The 16,301-nt window shown below is 32.6% G+C and carries 16 protein-coding genes and 2 pseudogenes; 2 read left to right on the forward strand and 16 right to left on the reverse strand.

Annotation, left to right across the window (positions count from 1 at the left end):
- Positions 1-212: 212 nt before the first annotated feature.
- The 4 genes and pseudogenes from M663_RS0110965 to M663_RS0110980 all read right to left on the reverse strand — a co-directional run bounded on the left by M663_RS0110965 (position 213) and on the right by M663_RS0110980 (position 2,963).
- Entirely contained in the window at positions 213-935 is a 723-nt protein-coding gene (locus tag M663_RS0110965) for an amino acid ABC transporter ATP-binding protein (RefSeq protein WP_029688927.1), read from the reverse strand.
- Positions 922-1,583, reverse strand: a pseudogene (locus M663_RS14820) (amino acid ABC transporter permease). Before M663_RS14820 ends, M663_RS0110965 begins: the two are co-directional and overlap by 14 nt.
- A 64-nt stretch (positions 1,584-1,647) precedes the next feature.
- Positions 1,648-2,433 carry a basic amino acid ABC transporter substrate-binding protein gene (locus tag M663_RS0110975; protein WP_029688928.1) on the reverse strand — a complete coding sequence of 262 codons (786 nt, stop codon included), beginning with the start codon at positions 2,431-2,433 and terminating at the stop codon, positions 1,648-1,650.
- A gap of 332 nt (positions 2,434-2,765) precedes the next feature.
- Positions 2,766-2,963 carry a zinc-ribbon domain-containing protein gene (locus M663_RS0110980; RefSeq protein ID WP_029688929.1) on the reverse strand — a complete coding sequence of 66 codons (198 nt, stop codon included), beginning with the start codon at positions 2,961-2,963 and terminating at the stop codon, positions 2,766-2,768.
- Between the two features lie 230 nt (positions 2,964-3,193).
- Here M663_RS0110980 and M663_RS15875 point away from each other — a divergent pair.
- Positions 3,194-4,679, forward strand: a pseudogene (locus M663_RS15875) (methyl-accepting chemotaxis protein).
- Between the two features lie 24 nt (positions 4,680-4,703).
- Here M663_RS15875 and flgN read toward each other — a convergent pair.
- The 5 genes from flgN to M663_RS0111010 all read right to left on the reverse strand — a co-directional run bounded on the left by flgN (position 4,704) and on the right by M663_RS0111010 (position 7,773).
- Entirely contained in the window at positions 4,704-5,192 is a 489-nt protein-coding gene (gene flgN, locus M663_RS0110990; protein WP_273702713.1) for a flagellar export chaperone FlgN, read from the reverse strand.
- On the reverse strand, positions 5,179-5,565 hold the full coding sequence (gene fliS, locus M663_RS0110995; protein ID WP_029688931.1) for a flagellar export chaperone FliS: 387 nt from the start codon (positions 5,563-5,565) through the stop codon (positions 5,179-5,181). Before fliS ends, flgN begins: the two co-directional genes overlap by 14 nt.
- A gap of 14 nt (positions 5,566-5,579) precedes the next feature.
- A complete protein-coding gene (fliD, locus tag M663_RS0111000; RefSeq protein ID WP_029688932.1) occupies positions 5,580-7,088 on the reverse strand; it encodes a flagellar filament capping protein FliD in 1,509 nt (502 codons plus the stop codon).
- Positions 7,089-7,102: 14 nt separating this feature from the next.
- Positions 7,103-7,444: a flagellar protein FlaG gene (locus M663_RS0111005; RefSeq protein WP_029688933.1), complete on the reverse strand. Its 342-nt coding sequence runs from the start codon at positions 7,442-7,444 to the stop codon at positions 7,103-7,105.
- Positions 7,445-7,587: 143 nt separating this feature from the next.
- Complete coding sequence (locus tag M663_RS0111010; RefSeq protein WP_029688934.1) at positions 7,588-7,773, reverse strand: Spo0E family sporulation regulatory protein-aspartic acid phosphatase; 186 nt, start codon at positions 7,771-7,773, stop codon at positions 7,588-7,590.
- 140 nt (positions 7,774-7,913) lie between these two features.
- On the opposite strand from M663_RS0111010, the gene asnB reads away from it, so the two are divergent.
- Positions 7,914-9,755, forward strand: a complete 1,842-nt coding sequence (gene asnB, locus M663_RS0111015; RefSeq protein WP_029688935.1) for an asparagine synthase (glutamine-hydrolyzing) — start codon at positions 7,914-7,916, stop codon at positions 9,753-9,755.
- A 39-nt stretch (positions 9,756-9,794) separates the two neighbouring features.
- Here the strand turns inward: asnB and M663_RS0111020 are convergent, their stop codons facing one another.
- From M663_RS0111020 to neuB, 7 genes are all read right to left on the reverse strand, one after another.
- Entirely contained in the window at positions 9,795-10,574 is a 780-nt protein-coding gene (locus M663_RS0111020) for a DNA methyltransferase (protein ID WP_029688936.1), read from the reverse strand.
- A complete protein-coding gene (locus M663_RS0111025) occupies positions 10,562-11,485 on the reverse strand; it encodes a type II restriction endonuclease (protein ID WP_029688937.1) in 924 nt (307 codons plus the stop codon). The genes M663_RS0111020 and M663_RS0111025 overlap by 13 nt, the downstream gene beginning before the upstream one ends.
- 10 nt (positions 11,486-11,495) lie before the next feature.
- A complete protein-coding gene (locus M663_RS0111030) occupies positions 11,496-12,458 on the reverse strand; it encodes a DNA adenine methylase (protein ID WP_029688938.1) in 963 nt (320 codons plus the stop codon).
- 309 nt (positions 12,459-12,767) lie between these two features.
- Positions 12,768-13,469: an acylneuraminate cytidylyltransferase family protein gene (locus tag M663_RS0111035; protein WP_029688939.1), complete on the reverse strand. Its 702-nt coding sequence runs from the start codon at positions 13,467-13,469 to the stop codon at positions 12,768-12,770.
- Between the two features lie 2 nt (positions 13,470-13,471).
- Positions 13,472-14,530 (reverse strand): nucleotidyltransferase family protein, encoded by a 1,059-nt coding sequence (locus M663_RS0111040; RefSeq protein WP_029688940.1) that lies wholly within the window; start codon positions 14,528-14,530, stop codon positions 13,472-13,474.
- A 12-nt stretch (positions 14,531-14,542) separates the two neighbouring features.
- Positions 14,543-15,202, reverse strand: coding sequence for an acetyltransferase (locus M663_RS0111045; RefSeq protein WP_029688941.1), 660 nt, complete (start codon positions 15,200-15,202; stop codon positions 14,543-14,545).
- Between the two features lie 28 nt (positions 15,203-15,230).
- On the reverse strand, positions 15,231-16,274 hold the full coding sequence (gene neuB, locus M663_RS0111050) for an N-acetylneuraminate synthase (RefSeq protein WP_029688942.1): 1,044 nt from the start codon (positions 16,272-16,274) through the stop codon (positions 15,231-15,233).
- Positions 16,275-16,301 lie beyond the last annotated feature (27 nt).

Below are 16,301 nucleotides of genomic sequence, written 5' to 3' on the forward strand. Positions count from 1 at the left end.
GCTAAACTTAGCAAGCTCGAAAGACGGAGGCGGGGCTGGAGCCACGGATGGCGGAAGCGGCCACCTGAGACAGGATGTCGAATGTGGCCGGAACCCCGCTGGAGTCTGAGAGCGAGCGTTAGTTTAGCCTGCTTTGTCGCTGGAGCAAACTTGCAAAATGCCAATCAAAATTATACTTTGTGTACAGTCTCACACTCCTTTTCGGAGTGCCTTTACAAAATCTTACTTATAAATTCTTTTGTCCTTTCATTTTTTGTATTGTAGAAAATATCTTCTGGCGTCCCTTCTTCAATTATCATTCCATCGTCCATAAAAATGACTCTATCTCCCACTTCCCTCGCAAAACCCATCTCATGAGTGACAACTACCATCGTCATTCCTTCATTAGCCAATCCTTTCATGACGTTTAAAACTTCTTTTACCATTTCAGGGTCAAGGGCTGATGTGGGCTCATCAAAAAGCATAATATCTGGCTGCATAGCTAATGCCCTTGCAATTGCAAGTCTCTGCTTTTGACCGCCTGAAAGCTTAATAGGGTACTCGTCCTTTTTGTCTAAAAGCCCTACTTTTTCAAGTAAGCCCAAAGCTATCTCCTCAGCGGTTTTTTTGTCCATTTTTTTCACTTTAATAGGAGCTAAAGTTACATTTTCAAGAGCTGTCAAGTGTGGAAATAAATTAAAATGCTGAAAAACCATCCCTACTTTTTGCCTTATCTTATTGATGTTTACTTTTTTGTCGTTTATTTTGATCCCTTCAATATAGATTTCTCCTTTAGTAGGCACCTCTAAAAGGTTTATACACCTTAAAAGGGTACTTTTTCCCGAACCACTTGGTCCTATTATCACAACAACTTCTCCCTTATTTACGTTTAGACTTACACCTCTTAATACTTCTAAATCCCCAAAGGTTTTATATACCTCATTAACGCGTATCACCAGCCCTAAGCCTCCTTTCAAAGATTCCAAGGAGTCTTGAAAAGATGAAGGTCATTATAAAATATATAGCTGCAATGATGATGTAAGGTTCGAAATACTTATAAGTAACGCTTTGTATAATGTCTGCTTGCCTTGTAAGGTCCGCAAAGCCTATTACTGATACAATAGCTGATTCTTTGAGCATCACGATAAATTCATTTCCCAAGGCAGGAAGGATATTTTTATTGCCTGGGGAATTATAACATACCTCATCGCCATAGCATGTGTCATGCCAAGGGAACGAGCTGCTTCGTTTTGACCGGGGTCTACAGCTTGTATGCCTGCTCTTATAATTTCGGCAACATAAGCAGCGCTATTTATGGCAAGAGCAGAAACTCCTGCTGTAAAAGCTGGTATATCTATTCCAAATTGCATAAGGCCATTATATATCAATAAAAGTTGTACCAAAAGAGGAGTACCTCTTATAATTTCAACATAACTGGCTCCTATAAAGCTTATAGGTTTTATAGAAGACATTTTAATAAGAGCTATGAATAGACCTAATATAACTCCTATAGTCACTGCTAAAAATGTGAGTTTTAAAGTCATGAGAAGGCCGCTTACAAATAAATGACTGTATTTTAGCATGCTCAAAAAATTTACACTCATAAAAATCTTCCTTTCAGCAAAATTTTAGTGGAGAATTGTCTTTAAAATTCTCCACCAAATTTCATCATTGCTTAAACCATTTATCTATAAGTTTGTCATATTCGCCACTAGCTTTTAACTCTTTTATCACATCGTTTATTATATTCACTAATTCTTTATTTCCTTTAGCTACTGCAACAGCAGAACCATTTTCTACCGTGTTGATTTCTTTCATGTTAAGTATTTTCATGTCATTGTATTCTTTGAGATATGCATTTGCTACAGTATTTTCCAATACTATCGCATCACATCTGCCATTTTTTAAATCCATAAAAGCGTCTCCAACACGATTTAGCTGCTTCAAATTTACATCTGGTATCTTTTTAGCGGCTTCTTCAGAGGTGGTGCCTATTTGCACCGCCACAGTTTTGCCTTTTAAATCATCAAACTTTGAAATAGGACTGTCATTTTTTACAACTACAACTTGTTGGCTGTTGTAATAAAGGTCTGAAAAGTCAACGCTTTTAGCTCGCTCTGGTGTGGGAGTCATACCTGCCACAATCATATCTATCCGCCCGGCTTGAAGAGCTGGAATCAATCCTTTAAAGTCCATATCTTTTATCTCCAGCTTAACCCCTAATTTTTTCGCAATGGCATTTGCTATATCAACGTCAAAGCCCACTATTGTATCTTTGTTTCCTTCTACTTTATGGAACTCATAAGGTGGAAAATCTGCACTTGTACCCATTATGATAACGCCTTTTTGTTTGATTTTGTCTAACGCACTAACAGGCTTATTACTACAACCGGATAAAAGCAATGCTAAAACCAATGCTGAAATCAAAAGAACACCAAGTAATTTTTTATTCATTTTTCTCCTCTCCTCCGTAAAAAATTTTTTTGGAATAAGTTATTTTTACCTCGCAGTGAGACCGTTCAAAATCTTACAGAATTCGCTCTCATAATTATAATATCATATGAATAAAATTTCAATATTTTTTTGTTTAAAGAGTAAAGGAAATTTTTTAGAAAGTATAAAAATATATTGTGAAATAAAAAACCTGTGGATAATGGGGATAAGTCTGTGAATAACTTTTAAATTCGCTTTTAACAATGTGGAAAAAGTTCTGAAATGTAAAAAAGACACCGAAATGGTGCCTTTTGTATAATCCTCTTTACTTTTCTTGCGAAAAAGTAAGGGGATTATTTACTCATGCCAAAAGCTTTCTTGTCTCTTCTAGCATTGTACTGATGGCTTCTTCTTTTTTTCGCCTCTCTGCAGGCTTTACATCTTACAGGCTCATTTTGAAAGCCTTTCTCCGCATAAAACTGTTGTTCTCCTGCTGTCCACACGAACTCTTTCCCACAATCTTTGCACACTAACACTTTGTCTTGATACATAACTAATAATCCCCTCACTTTGAATTTTTGGTTCAATATAATCTTTCGATTATATTATAGGTGTATTATATCATCTTAAACCTTAAATAGCAATAAAATTTTAATAAAATTTTTACGATCTCAAAATACAAATTCCGACATTTTATTGTAAAATCCATCTAACAGTGGTATAATATATTTATACAACCGATTGCATAACTTAATTTGCCCATTTTGGAGGTGTCTAACTAATGAAAAAACAAAAAAGATTTCAAAAGAAGAAGGAATTCAAACTAAGTTTAAAAATTCCTAAAATCCCCAAGTCAAACGTTAGACTAAAGTTTTTGACCAGGGCTAGTAGCATATTTGCTAAATTAATGACATTCATAGCCCTTATGATAATCGTTCCTCTCGCTTTCACTGGTTATATGTCTACAAGCAAGTCAATAAAAATTTTACAAGATACTATCAACATCTCTAATGCAGATACATTAGGACTAATAAATAATTATGTAGACCTTTTCAAAAATGATATTGAAACTCAACTTATTATACTCTCTGCCAATCTTCAAATTCTAAATTTGGGACAAGGTAATTTCGAAACTAATAAAAAGAATTTACAGGATTTATTTACAACCGTTTTAAAAACAAAAAGCACCAAAATATCTCTTATTTACCTTGCAACTCCAGATAAAAAAATAATTCAATCTCCTGACCTTCCCCTCGACCCAAACTATGACCCTACCAGCCAGGAATGGTATAAAAAAGCTATTGAAAATCCAGATGCAATAATATGGACTGGCCCTTACAGCAATGATGGAACAAATGGAGGATGCAAATTCTGTATACGAATATTCTAAAAAAGTATCCTTTGCATCAAATAAAGCTGAGCAAATCACAAATGAAGTAGTTGTAGCTATGGAAGAAATAGCAAAAGGCGCGCAGGAGCAAGCAAAAGAAGCTGAAAAAGCTGCAACTATTACCAACTTGTTAAGTCAAAATTTAGATGTGACAATGAAAAATTCAATGAATATAAATGAAGAAACTGATTCTGTAACAAAAGCAGCAAATACTGGATTAGAAAATATAAAAGAATTAAGCGAAAAGACTAAAGTCACAGAACTAATGCACAGCAAAGTGAAAGAATCTACTTCCTATTTAAAGGAAAAATCTCATGAAATAGGAAAAATTGTAGAAACAATAACTGCAATAGCCGATCAAACCAATATTTTATCATTAAATGTTGCAATTGAAGCAGCCCGTGCAGGAGAAGCTGGTCGCGGTTTTGCTGTAGTAGCTGATGAGGTGAGAAAATTGGCAAATCAGTCTTCTGAAGCCGCTAAAAATATTGAATCTATTATAAAAGAAATACAGCAAAACATTGATGATACCCATGAAGTAGTAGAAGAAGCGAGTGCTTCCATAGAAAAACAAAATGAATCTTTAGCAAAAACAGTTCATACTTTCTATGGCATTCAGCAAGCAGTAAATCGAATCGTAGAGGAGCTTAATAAGCTCAATGACTCAATGCTGAAAATTTCTCAAAGTAGAAGTCAAATGTTAGATTCCATACAAAATATCGCTGCAGTAACGGAAGAAGCTGCTGCCTCTACCCAAGAAATATCTTCTGCAACAGAGGAGCAAAAAACCGCAATAGAAGAAATATCAAAATCCGCACAAGATTTGAGCAATATTGCAAATACCTTGATGAGTACAATAAATAAATTTAAAATTTAAAAAAGCGGGGAATTCCCGCTTCTTTTAACGTTTTTTATCTAAAAAATAACTGTCAGGTGTATAGTATTTAAGATATTCTATGTACCCTTCTTTATTCTTTGACAATTCCTCTAATTTGTTCCCCGTTCTTTCAAAAACATCAGTTATCTCTTTGAGGTTTTTGTCATCTTTTTCTTTTATTTTTTCCAATAAGGCTTTTGCCTCTATGAATAAAGCTTTCAATTTACTTACTTCCCCTGTTATTTTATTTTCTAAAGCAAATATACTTTCCACTTTATTTTCTTTTTTGAAATTATTGTACAGAGGAATAAAATCGGTATCTAGTTCGTTAATCTCTTCAATAATCTGTTGCTTCGTAATAAGAAGATTTTTTAATTCTTCTAAATTGTTTGAAGCTATGGCAATACCTATTTTTTCAGTAACCTCACAAAGCTCTTTCAATTTCTGAATTTTATCCTGCACAAGTTGAGTAAGCTTTTCTACAGCATTATTCATCCCATCAACCTTTCGCATAGACTTTTTCTCTAACTTTATTAAGAGCTACATTCCAAGTATCCCTTAATTCTATTGCAAATCCTTTTACTTCTTCTAAAATTGTCACGTCTTTTTTTACATTAGCATCAATTAATCTTCTTAGCATATAGTCATATAAACTGTACAAGTTTTGCGAAATATCATAGCTCATATCTAAAGTAAGCATAAGCTCTGTAATAACGTCTTGTGCCCTTTGTATACCATTATTTGCTGCCATATAATCTTTTTTCTCTATCGCACCTTTTGCTTCTTCAATAAACCTTATTATGCCATTGTAAAGCATCAGTACCAGTTCTTCAGGACTTGCTGTTAAAATCGCGTTTTCTTTGTATTGCTGATATGGATTTACCATCGCCGCACCCCTTTCTATTTCCCCATAACCCCTATTTGTTGACTCAACCACGCACTTTGTGAATTCATTTGGCTTACATACATCTCTAACTGTGTAAATTGTGCATAATATCTCTGTTCAAGGTTATTTAGATACTCTTGCATTTGAACAATCCTATCATCTATTTCTCTTATTCTGTTTCCTATAAAACTTGAATCATAAAGCTGAGTGGTACTACCTGCTTTTTGAGTTATGGCATCAATGCCACTGTTTAAGGTATCATACAAATTTTGTGCTATACCTGGAGTAACTAAAGTAGTATTTCCATTAGAATCTGTCTGATAAACACCTGAAAATATCTTCATCACCTCATCCAGATTATTTGCAATAGCATCTCTAAGCTTTGTTTCGTCGATGTAAAGTTTTCCACCTTCATACCATTGGCCTGTCGTAATACCAATTGAACTTAAAGAGCCTACACCAGAAACTGTAGATGAAACAACATTTCTCATGGAATAATATATTCTCATAAGAGTTTCATCATTAGCCAAATCTCCAGAACGAGCTTTTTGTTCCCATAAAGTTATATCACTGTCTTTCATAGCTTGCTTTTGTTCAGAAGTTAAAGGTGGATAATCGTAATATCTTTTTTCTGTAAGTTTTGTATTAATTTTTGTAATTACATCATTATATGTATCAACAAAGTTTTTTATGGAGTTATATATTTTGTCAACATCCGTTGAAACAGTTAGAGTTGTAGTACCTGTACCCGTAAGGGTAATATTTAAACCTAATAATGTAAAATTATTTGTACTTTCGGAATACACAGTAGTACCGTTATTTAAAGTAAACTGGGAATTCTTACCATAAGCAACATAACTATCAGTTCCCACAGTTGTACCAACATTGATCATTAGGGTATTATTTAATATATTCCACCCATTTGAATCAGAACCACTAAAGTCTATTTTAGCACTACTTCCGGTGGTGGTAGATACAAGAAATATAGTCTTTAAATTTGTATCATAACTAGCGGTAACCCCTGCCCCTGCATTATTAATTTTTGCTATAATCGAATTTAACGAATCAGTGGAAGTCACTGCTATGCTAACATTATTCAATACAATTGTACCTGTTTGGTTAAGTGCTGCATTCGGATCTGTAATGCTAAGCTGTCCAGAAGTTCTGTAAGCGGGTTGTGCCAGTTGAGCCACATTTATTGTATAAGTTCCGTTTACCGCACTCGATGTTGCTGTAGCAGTCGCAATAGCAGAATTTGATGAAACAGTTTTCGCAAGAAAAGTTCCTTGTAATGTAAGTGCAAACACATTGTTATCTCGCAGAGATAAAAGCTGACTGTTTATATCTCTTAAATCCTCTTGTTGCCATTGATACCATTGCTTTTGTTGTTCTAATCTATCGAGAGGAATACTGGCAGCTCTTATTAACTGCTTCACAATAGAATCAGTGTCAAGCCCTGTTGCAAGACCACTTATTCTTAATAAATTGCTCATATTGTAGTTGTTCATACTTATTGGATCCATCTTAATACCCCCAACTATATTTTTCTATCCACAAAAAGTCCAGCTATTTTCCATAATCCTGCCACAAGGTCAAGTATTTTTTCAGGCGGAATTTCGTCAATAACTTCATTCGTATCGCTATCAACAATTTTGACCACTATTGTATTTGTAGGCTTGTGCACAGAAAATTCAAAATATGTATGATCGTTAATGCTTATTTTTCTATTTTCTTTATTAAGCTCACTATTAAGTTTATCTTCGTCTACAGGTTTACTTAGTATATCTTTTACTGCTTTTATTTCATCTACTAACGCACTATCTCTTTTAAACTGCGAATTTACTTGCCCCGTTCCCGCAGTATTTATCCCCTGCAACATACCATTATTACCTCCTGCAATAAGAATTTATCATTTGTAATAATTTCTCCCTCTTGCTAATATAAATATCGACATATATTTTAAAAAGTTTAAATTTTTTTATGTAATTTTCACGCAAAAAGAAAAACAAGTAAAACAATACTTTATTTTATCTGTTTTACTTGTTTTTCTCCTTTCATGTACATGACAATCAATTCGTCTAATTCACGACTAAGCTCTAAGGCTTTTGGAAGTTCTATATTGCATTCATTTAATTTCTTTTTTAGAAACCTTATCCTTTCAGCAATATCATTTTCTTCATAATAATGCTCTTTTATTACTTTCTCCATAAAAGCTTAGTCCTCCTAAAAAACTTATGTCTTTATTATATCATGTAGAAATTAAAAGTTCATTAGAAAATTATAACATGTATCAATGGCAAAAAAAGAGAATATATTTACTTATAGATTTAAATTTTAGGAGGATTTTTATGTGTGGAATAACAGGATGGGTTAACTTTGACATGGACTTGTCACTTCAAAATGAAATAATCGAAAAAATGACAGACACTCTTAAAAAAAGAGGACCTGACGGTTCTGGGGTATGGCTATCAAAACATTGTGTTTTGGGGCACCGCCGTTTAATTGTTATAGATCCACAAGGTGGAATTCAACCAATGATAAAAAAATACGGCGAAAAAAATTTTGTCATCATCCACAATGGAGAACTTTACAATATGGATGAATTAAAAAACGAACTCATATCCTTGGGATATACTTTTAATACCCGTTCAGATACTGAAATTATCTTGACATCTTATATAGAATGGGGTTCTTTATGTGTTAAAAAATTTAATGGAATATTTGCTTTTGCAATATGGGATGAAGTACAAAATAGGCTTTTTATTGCCAGGGACCATCTCGGAATAAAGCCACTATTTTATACCATTAAAAATGGGGCTTTGATATTTGGTTCAGAGATCAAAGCAATATTAGCACATCCTCATGTAAAACCAGAGATAGACTCACAAGGTCTTGCAGAAATATTTGTAATGGGACCTTCAAGAACTCCCGGATGTGGTGTCTTTAAAGACATTAAAGAATTAAAAGCCGGACATTACCTCATATTCACTAAAAATGGAGTAAATATAAGCAAATACTGGTCATTACAAAGTCTTCCCCATGAAGATAGCCTTGAGAAAACGTCGGAAAAAATAAGGTATCTCCTTAAAGATTCTTCAGTGAGGCAGCTTATTTCAGACGTGCCTTTATGTTCATTGCTATCAGGTGGACTTGATTCAACTGCTGTATCTTTCTTCGCAAATGAAAAATTAAAGCAAAAAGGCCATAAACTTATAACATACTCTGTAGATTATGTAGGTAATGATAAATATTTTACGCCAAACGAGTTTCAACCAAACTCTGACGCAGACTGGGTAAAATTTGTTGCAAATAAACTTGACACAAACCATAACTATGTATTTATAGATAACGAAGAACTTGCACATGCTCTAAAACCAGCCTTGTACGCTCGAGACCTTCCTGGTATGGCAGATATAGATTCATCTTTATATCTATTTTTAAAAGAAGTAAAAAAAGGAGCCACAGTCGCTCTATCAGGAGAAGGTGCTGATGAAGTTTTTGGAGGTTATCCCTGGTTTAGAAATAAAGAAGCAATTGAAAGTCACACCTTCCCATGGATAAGAATGGTCAATGAACGCATGAAGTTGCTTTTGCCAGAAGTTGTAAAATATATAAGACCTATAGAATACTTAAATGATAGATACAATGAAGCTTTAAATGAAGTGCCAAAGCTGAATGGAGAAGACCCATATAATGCTCGAATGAGGGAAATGTTTTACCTTAACATAACAAGATTTATGTCCATGCTTCTTGACAGAATGGATAGAATGAGCATGGCAGTAGGTTTTGAAGCAAGAGTACCTTTTTTAGACTACAGACTTGTAGAATATGTATGGAATATACCGTGGGAAATGAAAAATTTAAATAACAGAGAAAAGGGAATATTGCGATACGCTCTAAAAGGTTACATCCCAGAGGAAGTAATTGAAAGAAAAAAGAGTCCCTACCCTAAAACACACAATCCAGTATTTAAAAACATCGTTAAAGAATGGCTAAAACAAATAATTGATGACAGTACATCCCCACTTTTGCAACTTGTAGATAAAAAAGCAATCGCAGAACTTATAGAAACAGATGCAAAAGCCTATGACCCTGCCTGGTTTTCACAGCTTATGGGCTCTGCCCAACTCTTCGCTTACCTCGTACAAATAAATATGTGGCTAAAAGATTATAAAATTTCTATAGTGTAGTAAATAAAAATACGCTAAATGGCGGGAAATCCCCGCCATTTAGTATAAGCCCGTGCTATATTTTATTTTGTTTAAATTTTCATCTTTTTTAGGCTTTCTAAATATAAATAAATGTTCATGCATAATCATATAAAAGTTATATTTCTCTACCTGTCTTTCCCAATAAGGTGTAGACTTACAATTATGTTGAACTTTTATAATGTCCTCCTTTAATACAAAGCCATTCTTAAGGAAAAGTCTCATTACATAATATGAAAGAGGTATGTAATGCCCGCTTTTTCTTGTATCTCCTATTAAAATAGCACAATATCTGTCTTCTTTTAAAACCCTATAAAGTTCAATAACTCCCTTTTCCAATTCATTGCAAAATTTTTTAACATCAGATATATTTGATAAATCCCCTTTTATTCTCCCATTTGAATACTTTATAATATTTAAATACGGTGGATGCGTTATTATTAAATCAATACTGCTATCGCCAATCTCTTTTAAATTTCTCACATCCCCTACCCTTACAATCTGCTCATACTTATAATCTCCATCAAAGTCTAAATTTCTTTTAGTCAGCTCTACACTATCTGGATTGATATCAAAACCTATACCTCGCCTATTTAATATTTTAGTTTCTATTAGCGTTGTACCACTGCCAACCATAGGGTCGAGTACAAAATCTCCTTCATGGGAATATCTTAATATAACATTCCTTGGAATTTGAGGTGCAAAATTGCCTCTGTAATTTCCCTTATGCGTCTTCCATTTTCCCCTTTCAGGAAACGACCATACAGTAGTTATTTCTTTTTTAAAATCTATATCCTGCATAATATTTCCTCCAATAAACCAATACGCACAAAATGAAGATTTAACAAATAATCTATTTTTTCAAAGCCTTTATGAATTTGATTTTTCTGTCCTCTCCATCCCTCTCCGTCTGTAATCCAAATAAATTCAAATCCATTATTTTTAAGTTCATTCTGTCTTTCTATGTAGGAATCCACTATTTCTTGAGGTTTTGAACCAGTTCCTGAATAAAAATTCACTTCGATATTGATAACTTTTTTGTTGTCTTTGATTAAAATAAAATCAGCTTTTCTGTTTTTAATTGAAGAATTAACCTCTATACCATAAATAGTTTCCAAATATCCGAAATTTTTCTGAAATAAAACTCTTTCAAATCCTTTTTCCTTTGTTGCTATATCTTCAATAATTGGCTTTAATACTAATTCCATCGCATCTCCACTTCTATTTTTCCTCGCATTGGTATCCATGCCTACTTCCACACCTATTACATAATCTTGTACGCTCTTCGTACCCATTTCCAGAAAAAATCTCTTTAAGCCTGTCTTATCAAAAAATTCTATAATATTATCAATCTCTTCTGATGTAAGAGTTCTAGTGTTAAAGTCATAATTCACAATATCCAAGTTTTTATCTGTAAAATCGCGGATTACTTTAAAATTAAGGTCTCGTATTGCTAATAAAATCGGTATAACAGGAAGCACTCGAGGATAATTTAATAAAATTTTTCTTAAGTCATTATCAAACTGATTACTTCCTATTAAACTATTTAATATATTAAATTCTATTTTGTGTTCTTCAACGTGTTTTCTTACTTTGTCCCAATCAACAAAAAAGTCATAACTCCTATTTGTGTCCACAAGTGTATCATGAAATTTTTCTATTACACTTTCCTCATTTTCTACATTTAAAAATTCAATATATAATTCCTTCATTTTAAGCCCCCTACTCATAATTCCTTATTATCAATTCATTTATATCTCCTCGTTTATCCCCATTACTGTTAATATATCTTTTTGCTTTTACCCTTTCAATAATAAACCCCGCATACAATTCATCAAAAAAATTGTCATCTACATCTTCATTCTTGGGGTCCGAATTGCTAAGTATAAGATAAGCGCCTCTTTTATCCATTTCTTTAAAAAACTGAGCTAACCGCCTCTGGTCATCATCATCAAACCCGTCCTCATTATAACTTGTAAAATTCGAAGTATTGTTTAAAGGACGATAAGGAGGATCGAGATAAACCAAAGTGTTTTTATGTATATACTTTTTGCTTTCTTCAAAATCTGCACAAATGATCTCTGTATTCTCTAACGCTTTACTTACTTCGATTAAATTGTCAGCATCACAAATAGTAGGGTTTTTATATTTCCCAAACGGTACATTGAATTCACCTTTTTTATTTAGACGATATAATCCATTAAAACATGTCTTGTTTAAAAAAATTAAGTACGCTGCTCTTTTTACCCAGTCCAAATTATAATTTATATAATCAAAATTGTCCTTTTGTCTATTATACTCATCTCTAATGTTATAGTAAAAATCTTTCCTCTGTTCCTCTGATAATTTTAGATATTTCTCTTCCATGCTGCTTAACTCATCAATTAATTCATTCACATTATTTTGAATTACCTTATAGCCTATTATTAGTTCCTTATTTATATCGATTAAAAACGATTCTTTAACCTTGAAATTTCTTTTTAAAAAGAAAAAAAATGCACCACCGCCCACAAAAGACTCAACATATCTCTCTATTTTACCACTTTGAATTAAAGAGAATGGCAATCTCTTATATAACTCATCTAATAACTGTGTTTTTCCGCCTGCCCACTTTAAAAAAGGCTTAGCATTATTTAAAATGCTTGATGATTTGTCTGAAATCTCTATCAAATTCAATGTTTGCACTTCACCATCACTTCCCTTTAAGCTTGTCTCTTAAAATAATTATATCATAAACTCTTCTCAGTTAAATATAATTACTAGTAGTGTTTTAGGTAATAGAAATTTGTTATATGTAAGAAGCAGAAAAGCTTATTATAGAAAATACTATAGAAATTTTACATCAATAAAAAGGAAGCAACCATTTATGAGAATATTAAATTACTCAATAAATATAATTTAAAGGAAGCAAAGCCTTCCTTCAAGCTTTTTATATAGGTATAAAAAGTGAGTTCTGTCTTTAATTTAAATGGCGGGAAGTACCCGCCATTTAAATTAGCCATATCTATTTATTAAAAATTCAGCAAATTTAAAATCCATTTCAGTATCAATATCAATAGATCTTTCTTTAGGCATAATATAGGCATAAGTTTTATCTCCAAAAAAAGTTTTATTTTGTCTCAAATAATCCCATTCTGCTATATAAATTGCACCATTAATACGGTAATACTTACCCAACTCCTGTCTATTTTTGTTTAAAATATTTTTTCGAATAAAATCTTTCATATTTAGATCATCATTTAGAGTATTCATCCATAAAGGAGAATGTTCTGCTTCACAAACAGAAACCACAGCTTTTGCATTTTTTTCAAAAAATATATCAAGAGCAGTTTTAATATCTTCACTATTTCTGAAAGGTGACGTAGGTTGCAAAAGTAAAATCAAATTAAATGCACCATGTTCTTTTTCCATCCAGTCCATGGCATGTAAAATAACATCTATTGATTTTGCTTCATCAGTTGCTAATTCATAAGGCCTTAAAAAAGGGACTTCTGCTCCATATTCTCTAGATATCTGTGCTATCTCTAAATCATCCGTTGATACTATTACTTTATCTATAAAATCAACTTGTAAAGCGGCTTCAATAGTATAAGCTATAAGAGGTTTATCTAAAAGAAGCTTTATATTTTTCCTTGGCACTCCCTTGGAACCACCCCTAGCAGGTATCAACGCTAATATTGTTTTCCCTTTATACATACTTAGATACCTTCCACCTTTTTAAAATATTCTAACGTATTTCTATATTCTTCCCATTGACCTACATCAAACCACTTTGAACTTATCGGATACACACCTACTTTATAGCCAAATTCTTTTGATTTTAACAATAAGTCTGGCATATTTATTGGCTTACCTTGTGGAATTAAATTGATTAACTCTGGTTCTAACACATAAACTCCTGAATTTATAACAAAGTTGTATTCCGGTTTTTCAATCATATTTACAAGCTCTCCATTATTTACGTCTATAACCCCATATGGAATCTGCATATTTTTTACTACTCCTACAATTGTTGCATGATTATTATTTTTTTTGTGATATTTCAACAATTCATCAAAATCTATATCTATAATTACATCACAGTTTGAAACTATGAATGTATCTTTCAATTTTTCCTCTGCAAGTCTCAGCGAACCTGCTGTTCCAAGAAAATCTTTTTCGTGTATAAAATTTATATTGTATCCATCAGGATTTTCTGAAAAATATAATTTTATAATTTCTGCTTTATAATTCACTGAAATTAAAAAGTTATTAAAACCATATTTTTTGAAATTTTTAACAATAAGTTCAATTATGGGGGTATCTCCAATTGGTATTAAAGGTTTTGGGAGTATCTTTGTAAAAGGATCCAACCTTGTCCCTTTTCCCCCTGCCATAATAAAAACATAATTTGGTTTTTCAGAATATTCGTATTTCGTTTCAAGAAATTTTTCCATCAAAATTAAGTCTACAACTCTTCTTTCTCTATCTAAAACGGGAATAGTTTTTATTCTATGTTTTATCATAAGCTCCTTCGCACTTTCTTCTTCCCCTATATAAACAAATTTCGGCACTCTATTCATAATCTTGCCAACTGGTTCATCAAAAGAAATATTATTTAGAATTGCTCTTCGTATATCGCCATCTGTAACAGTACCAATCAATCTATAATTGTCATCTATAACAAGAAGAATTTGAAGGCTATTTTCATTTAATTGTTTTATTGCTTCTTTAATCAAGGATTCTTCTTTAATAAGAACAGATTTGATCTTTTCCATTTAAATTTCCCCTTAATCATTGTTTTCCCTAAATTTTTTGATTTTCCCCGGCACACCTACCACTACTGCATTATCTGGCACATCTTTTAAAACAATAGTTCCTGCTCCAATCAAAGCATTTTTTCCTATCTTTATCCCCTGAATAATAACACTACCAATTCCAATGTGGCTTGTTTCTCCAATTTTTACCCCTCCTGCAATTTTGACACCTGGAGCTATGTGAACATGATCTTCTATTACACAATCATGTTCTATTATGGAACCTGTATTTAAAATTACATTATTTCCTATTATTGTATCCGGCCCAACTAATACCCCTGGCATAACAACATTTCCAGCACCAAATTTTACATGATCCGAAATAATCGAAGAGGGATGAAATGCATTTACAAATGTATAACCGATATTTGCGACTCTTTCATATAACTTTTTCCTTAAAAAATTATCTCCAACACTTCCTACAGCTATAAGCGCATATTCTATACCTCTCTCAAACAACTCACTTAGCTGTTTATCTGTACCAATTACTGATACTCCTAATATTTTTTTCCCTATATCGTCAGCATCTTTTGTTATTAGCCCTGCAATTTCTATTCCTTGATTATTTTTTTTAAGTATATCTATTACTGCTTTTGCATGTCCTCCTGCACCAATCAATATTACTTTTTTCAAAAAAGTTCCCCCTCACAAAACAGAAAGTTTATTCAACCATCGATAGGTCAAGAACTGTATCCTTTAAGATATCAATTTTTGCTTTTTTCCCTATTAAATAATCTATAAATTTCGGTGGTATACCTGTCCCAGGTCTTTTTATAGTTAACATATTTTCCTCAATAACAGTTCCTTTTGGTATATAACTTGCTGCAACAATTGACTTTCTTGCTATTTTTTTCACGTTTTCCTCACTTTTAGTACATTTTTTTATCCCATCACCCAATGCCTTTTCTATATTTCGTATACTAATAATCATTTGCTTTAATTCAGCAGGTTCTAATGATGCTTTATGGTCGGGTCCTGGCATAGTTCTATCAAGAGTAAAATGTTTTTCAATAATTCTTGCTCCTAATGATACTGCAGCAATTGGGGCTTCAATACCAAGTGTATGATCAGAATAGCCTACTGTGAGTTGAAAAGCATTCTTTAAAGTAATCATCGCTTTTAAGTTTACGTCATTGTATTCCGCTGGATAATTGGATGTACAGTGCAATAAAATTATCTTTTCGTTACCCGTACTTTTTATTATTTCTATTGCATCTTCTACTTCACCTAGATTTGACATGCCTGTAGAAACAATCATTGGTTTACCCTTGCTTGCTATGTATTTTAGAAATGGAAGGTTTGTTATGTCTCCTGAACTTATTTTATATGCATAAACATTTAGCTCTTCTAATGCGTCAACACTTTCATAATCAAACGGCGTTGAAAGATATATTATATTTCGCTCTTTACAGTATTCCATAATTTTGAAATGTTCTTCGTATGAAAGTTCTAATTTTTTTAACATATCATACTGTGTTTCATCTATTCCTGTATTTAACTTTTGATATTCAGCCTTATCCGCATTTTTAATCACTAAACTATCTGTTTTAAATATTTGAAATTTTATTGCATCTGCTCCAGCTTCACACGCCGCATCAACCATTTTTTTTGCTATTTCTATATCTCCATTGTGATTCACACCAGCCTCAGCTATTACAAACACGGGTGAATTCTCAGAAATTGTTTTACTCCCTATTTTAATCATCTGATTACCATCTCTCTTTACAAAATT

The sequence above is a fragment of the Thermoanaerobacter sp. A7A genome, assembly GCF_000445185.1.
Classification (GTDB): Bacteria; Bacillota; Thermoanaerobacteria; order Thermoanaerobacterales; family Thermoanaerobacteraceae; genus Thermoanaerobacter.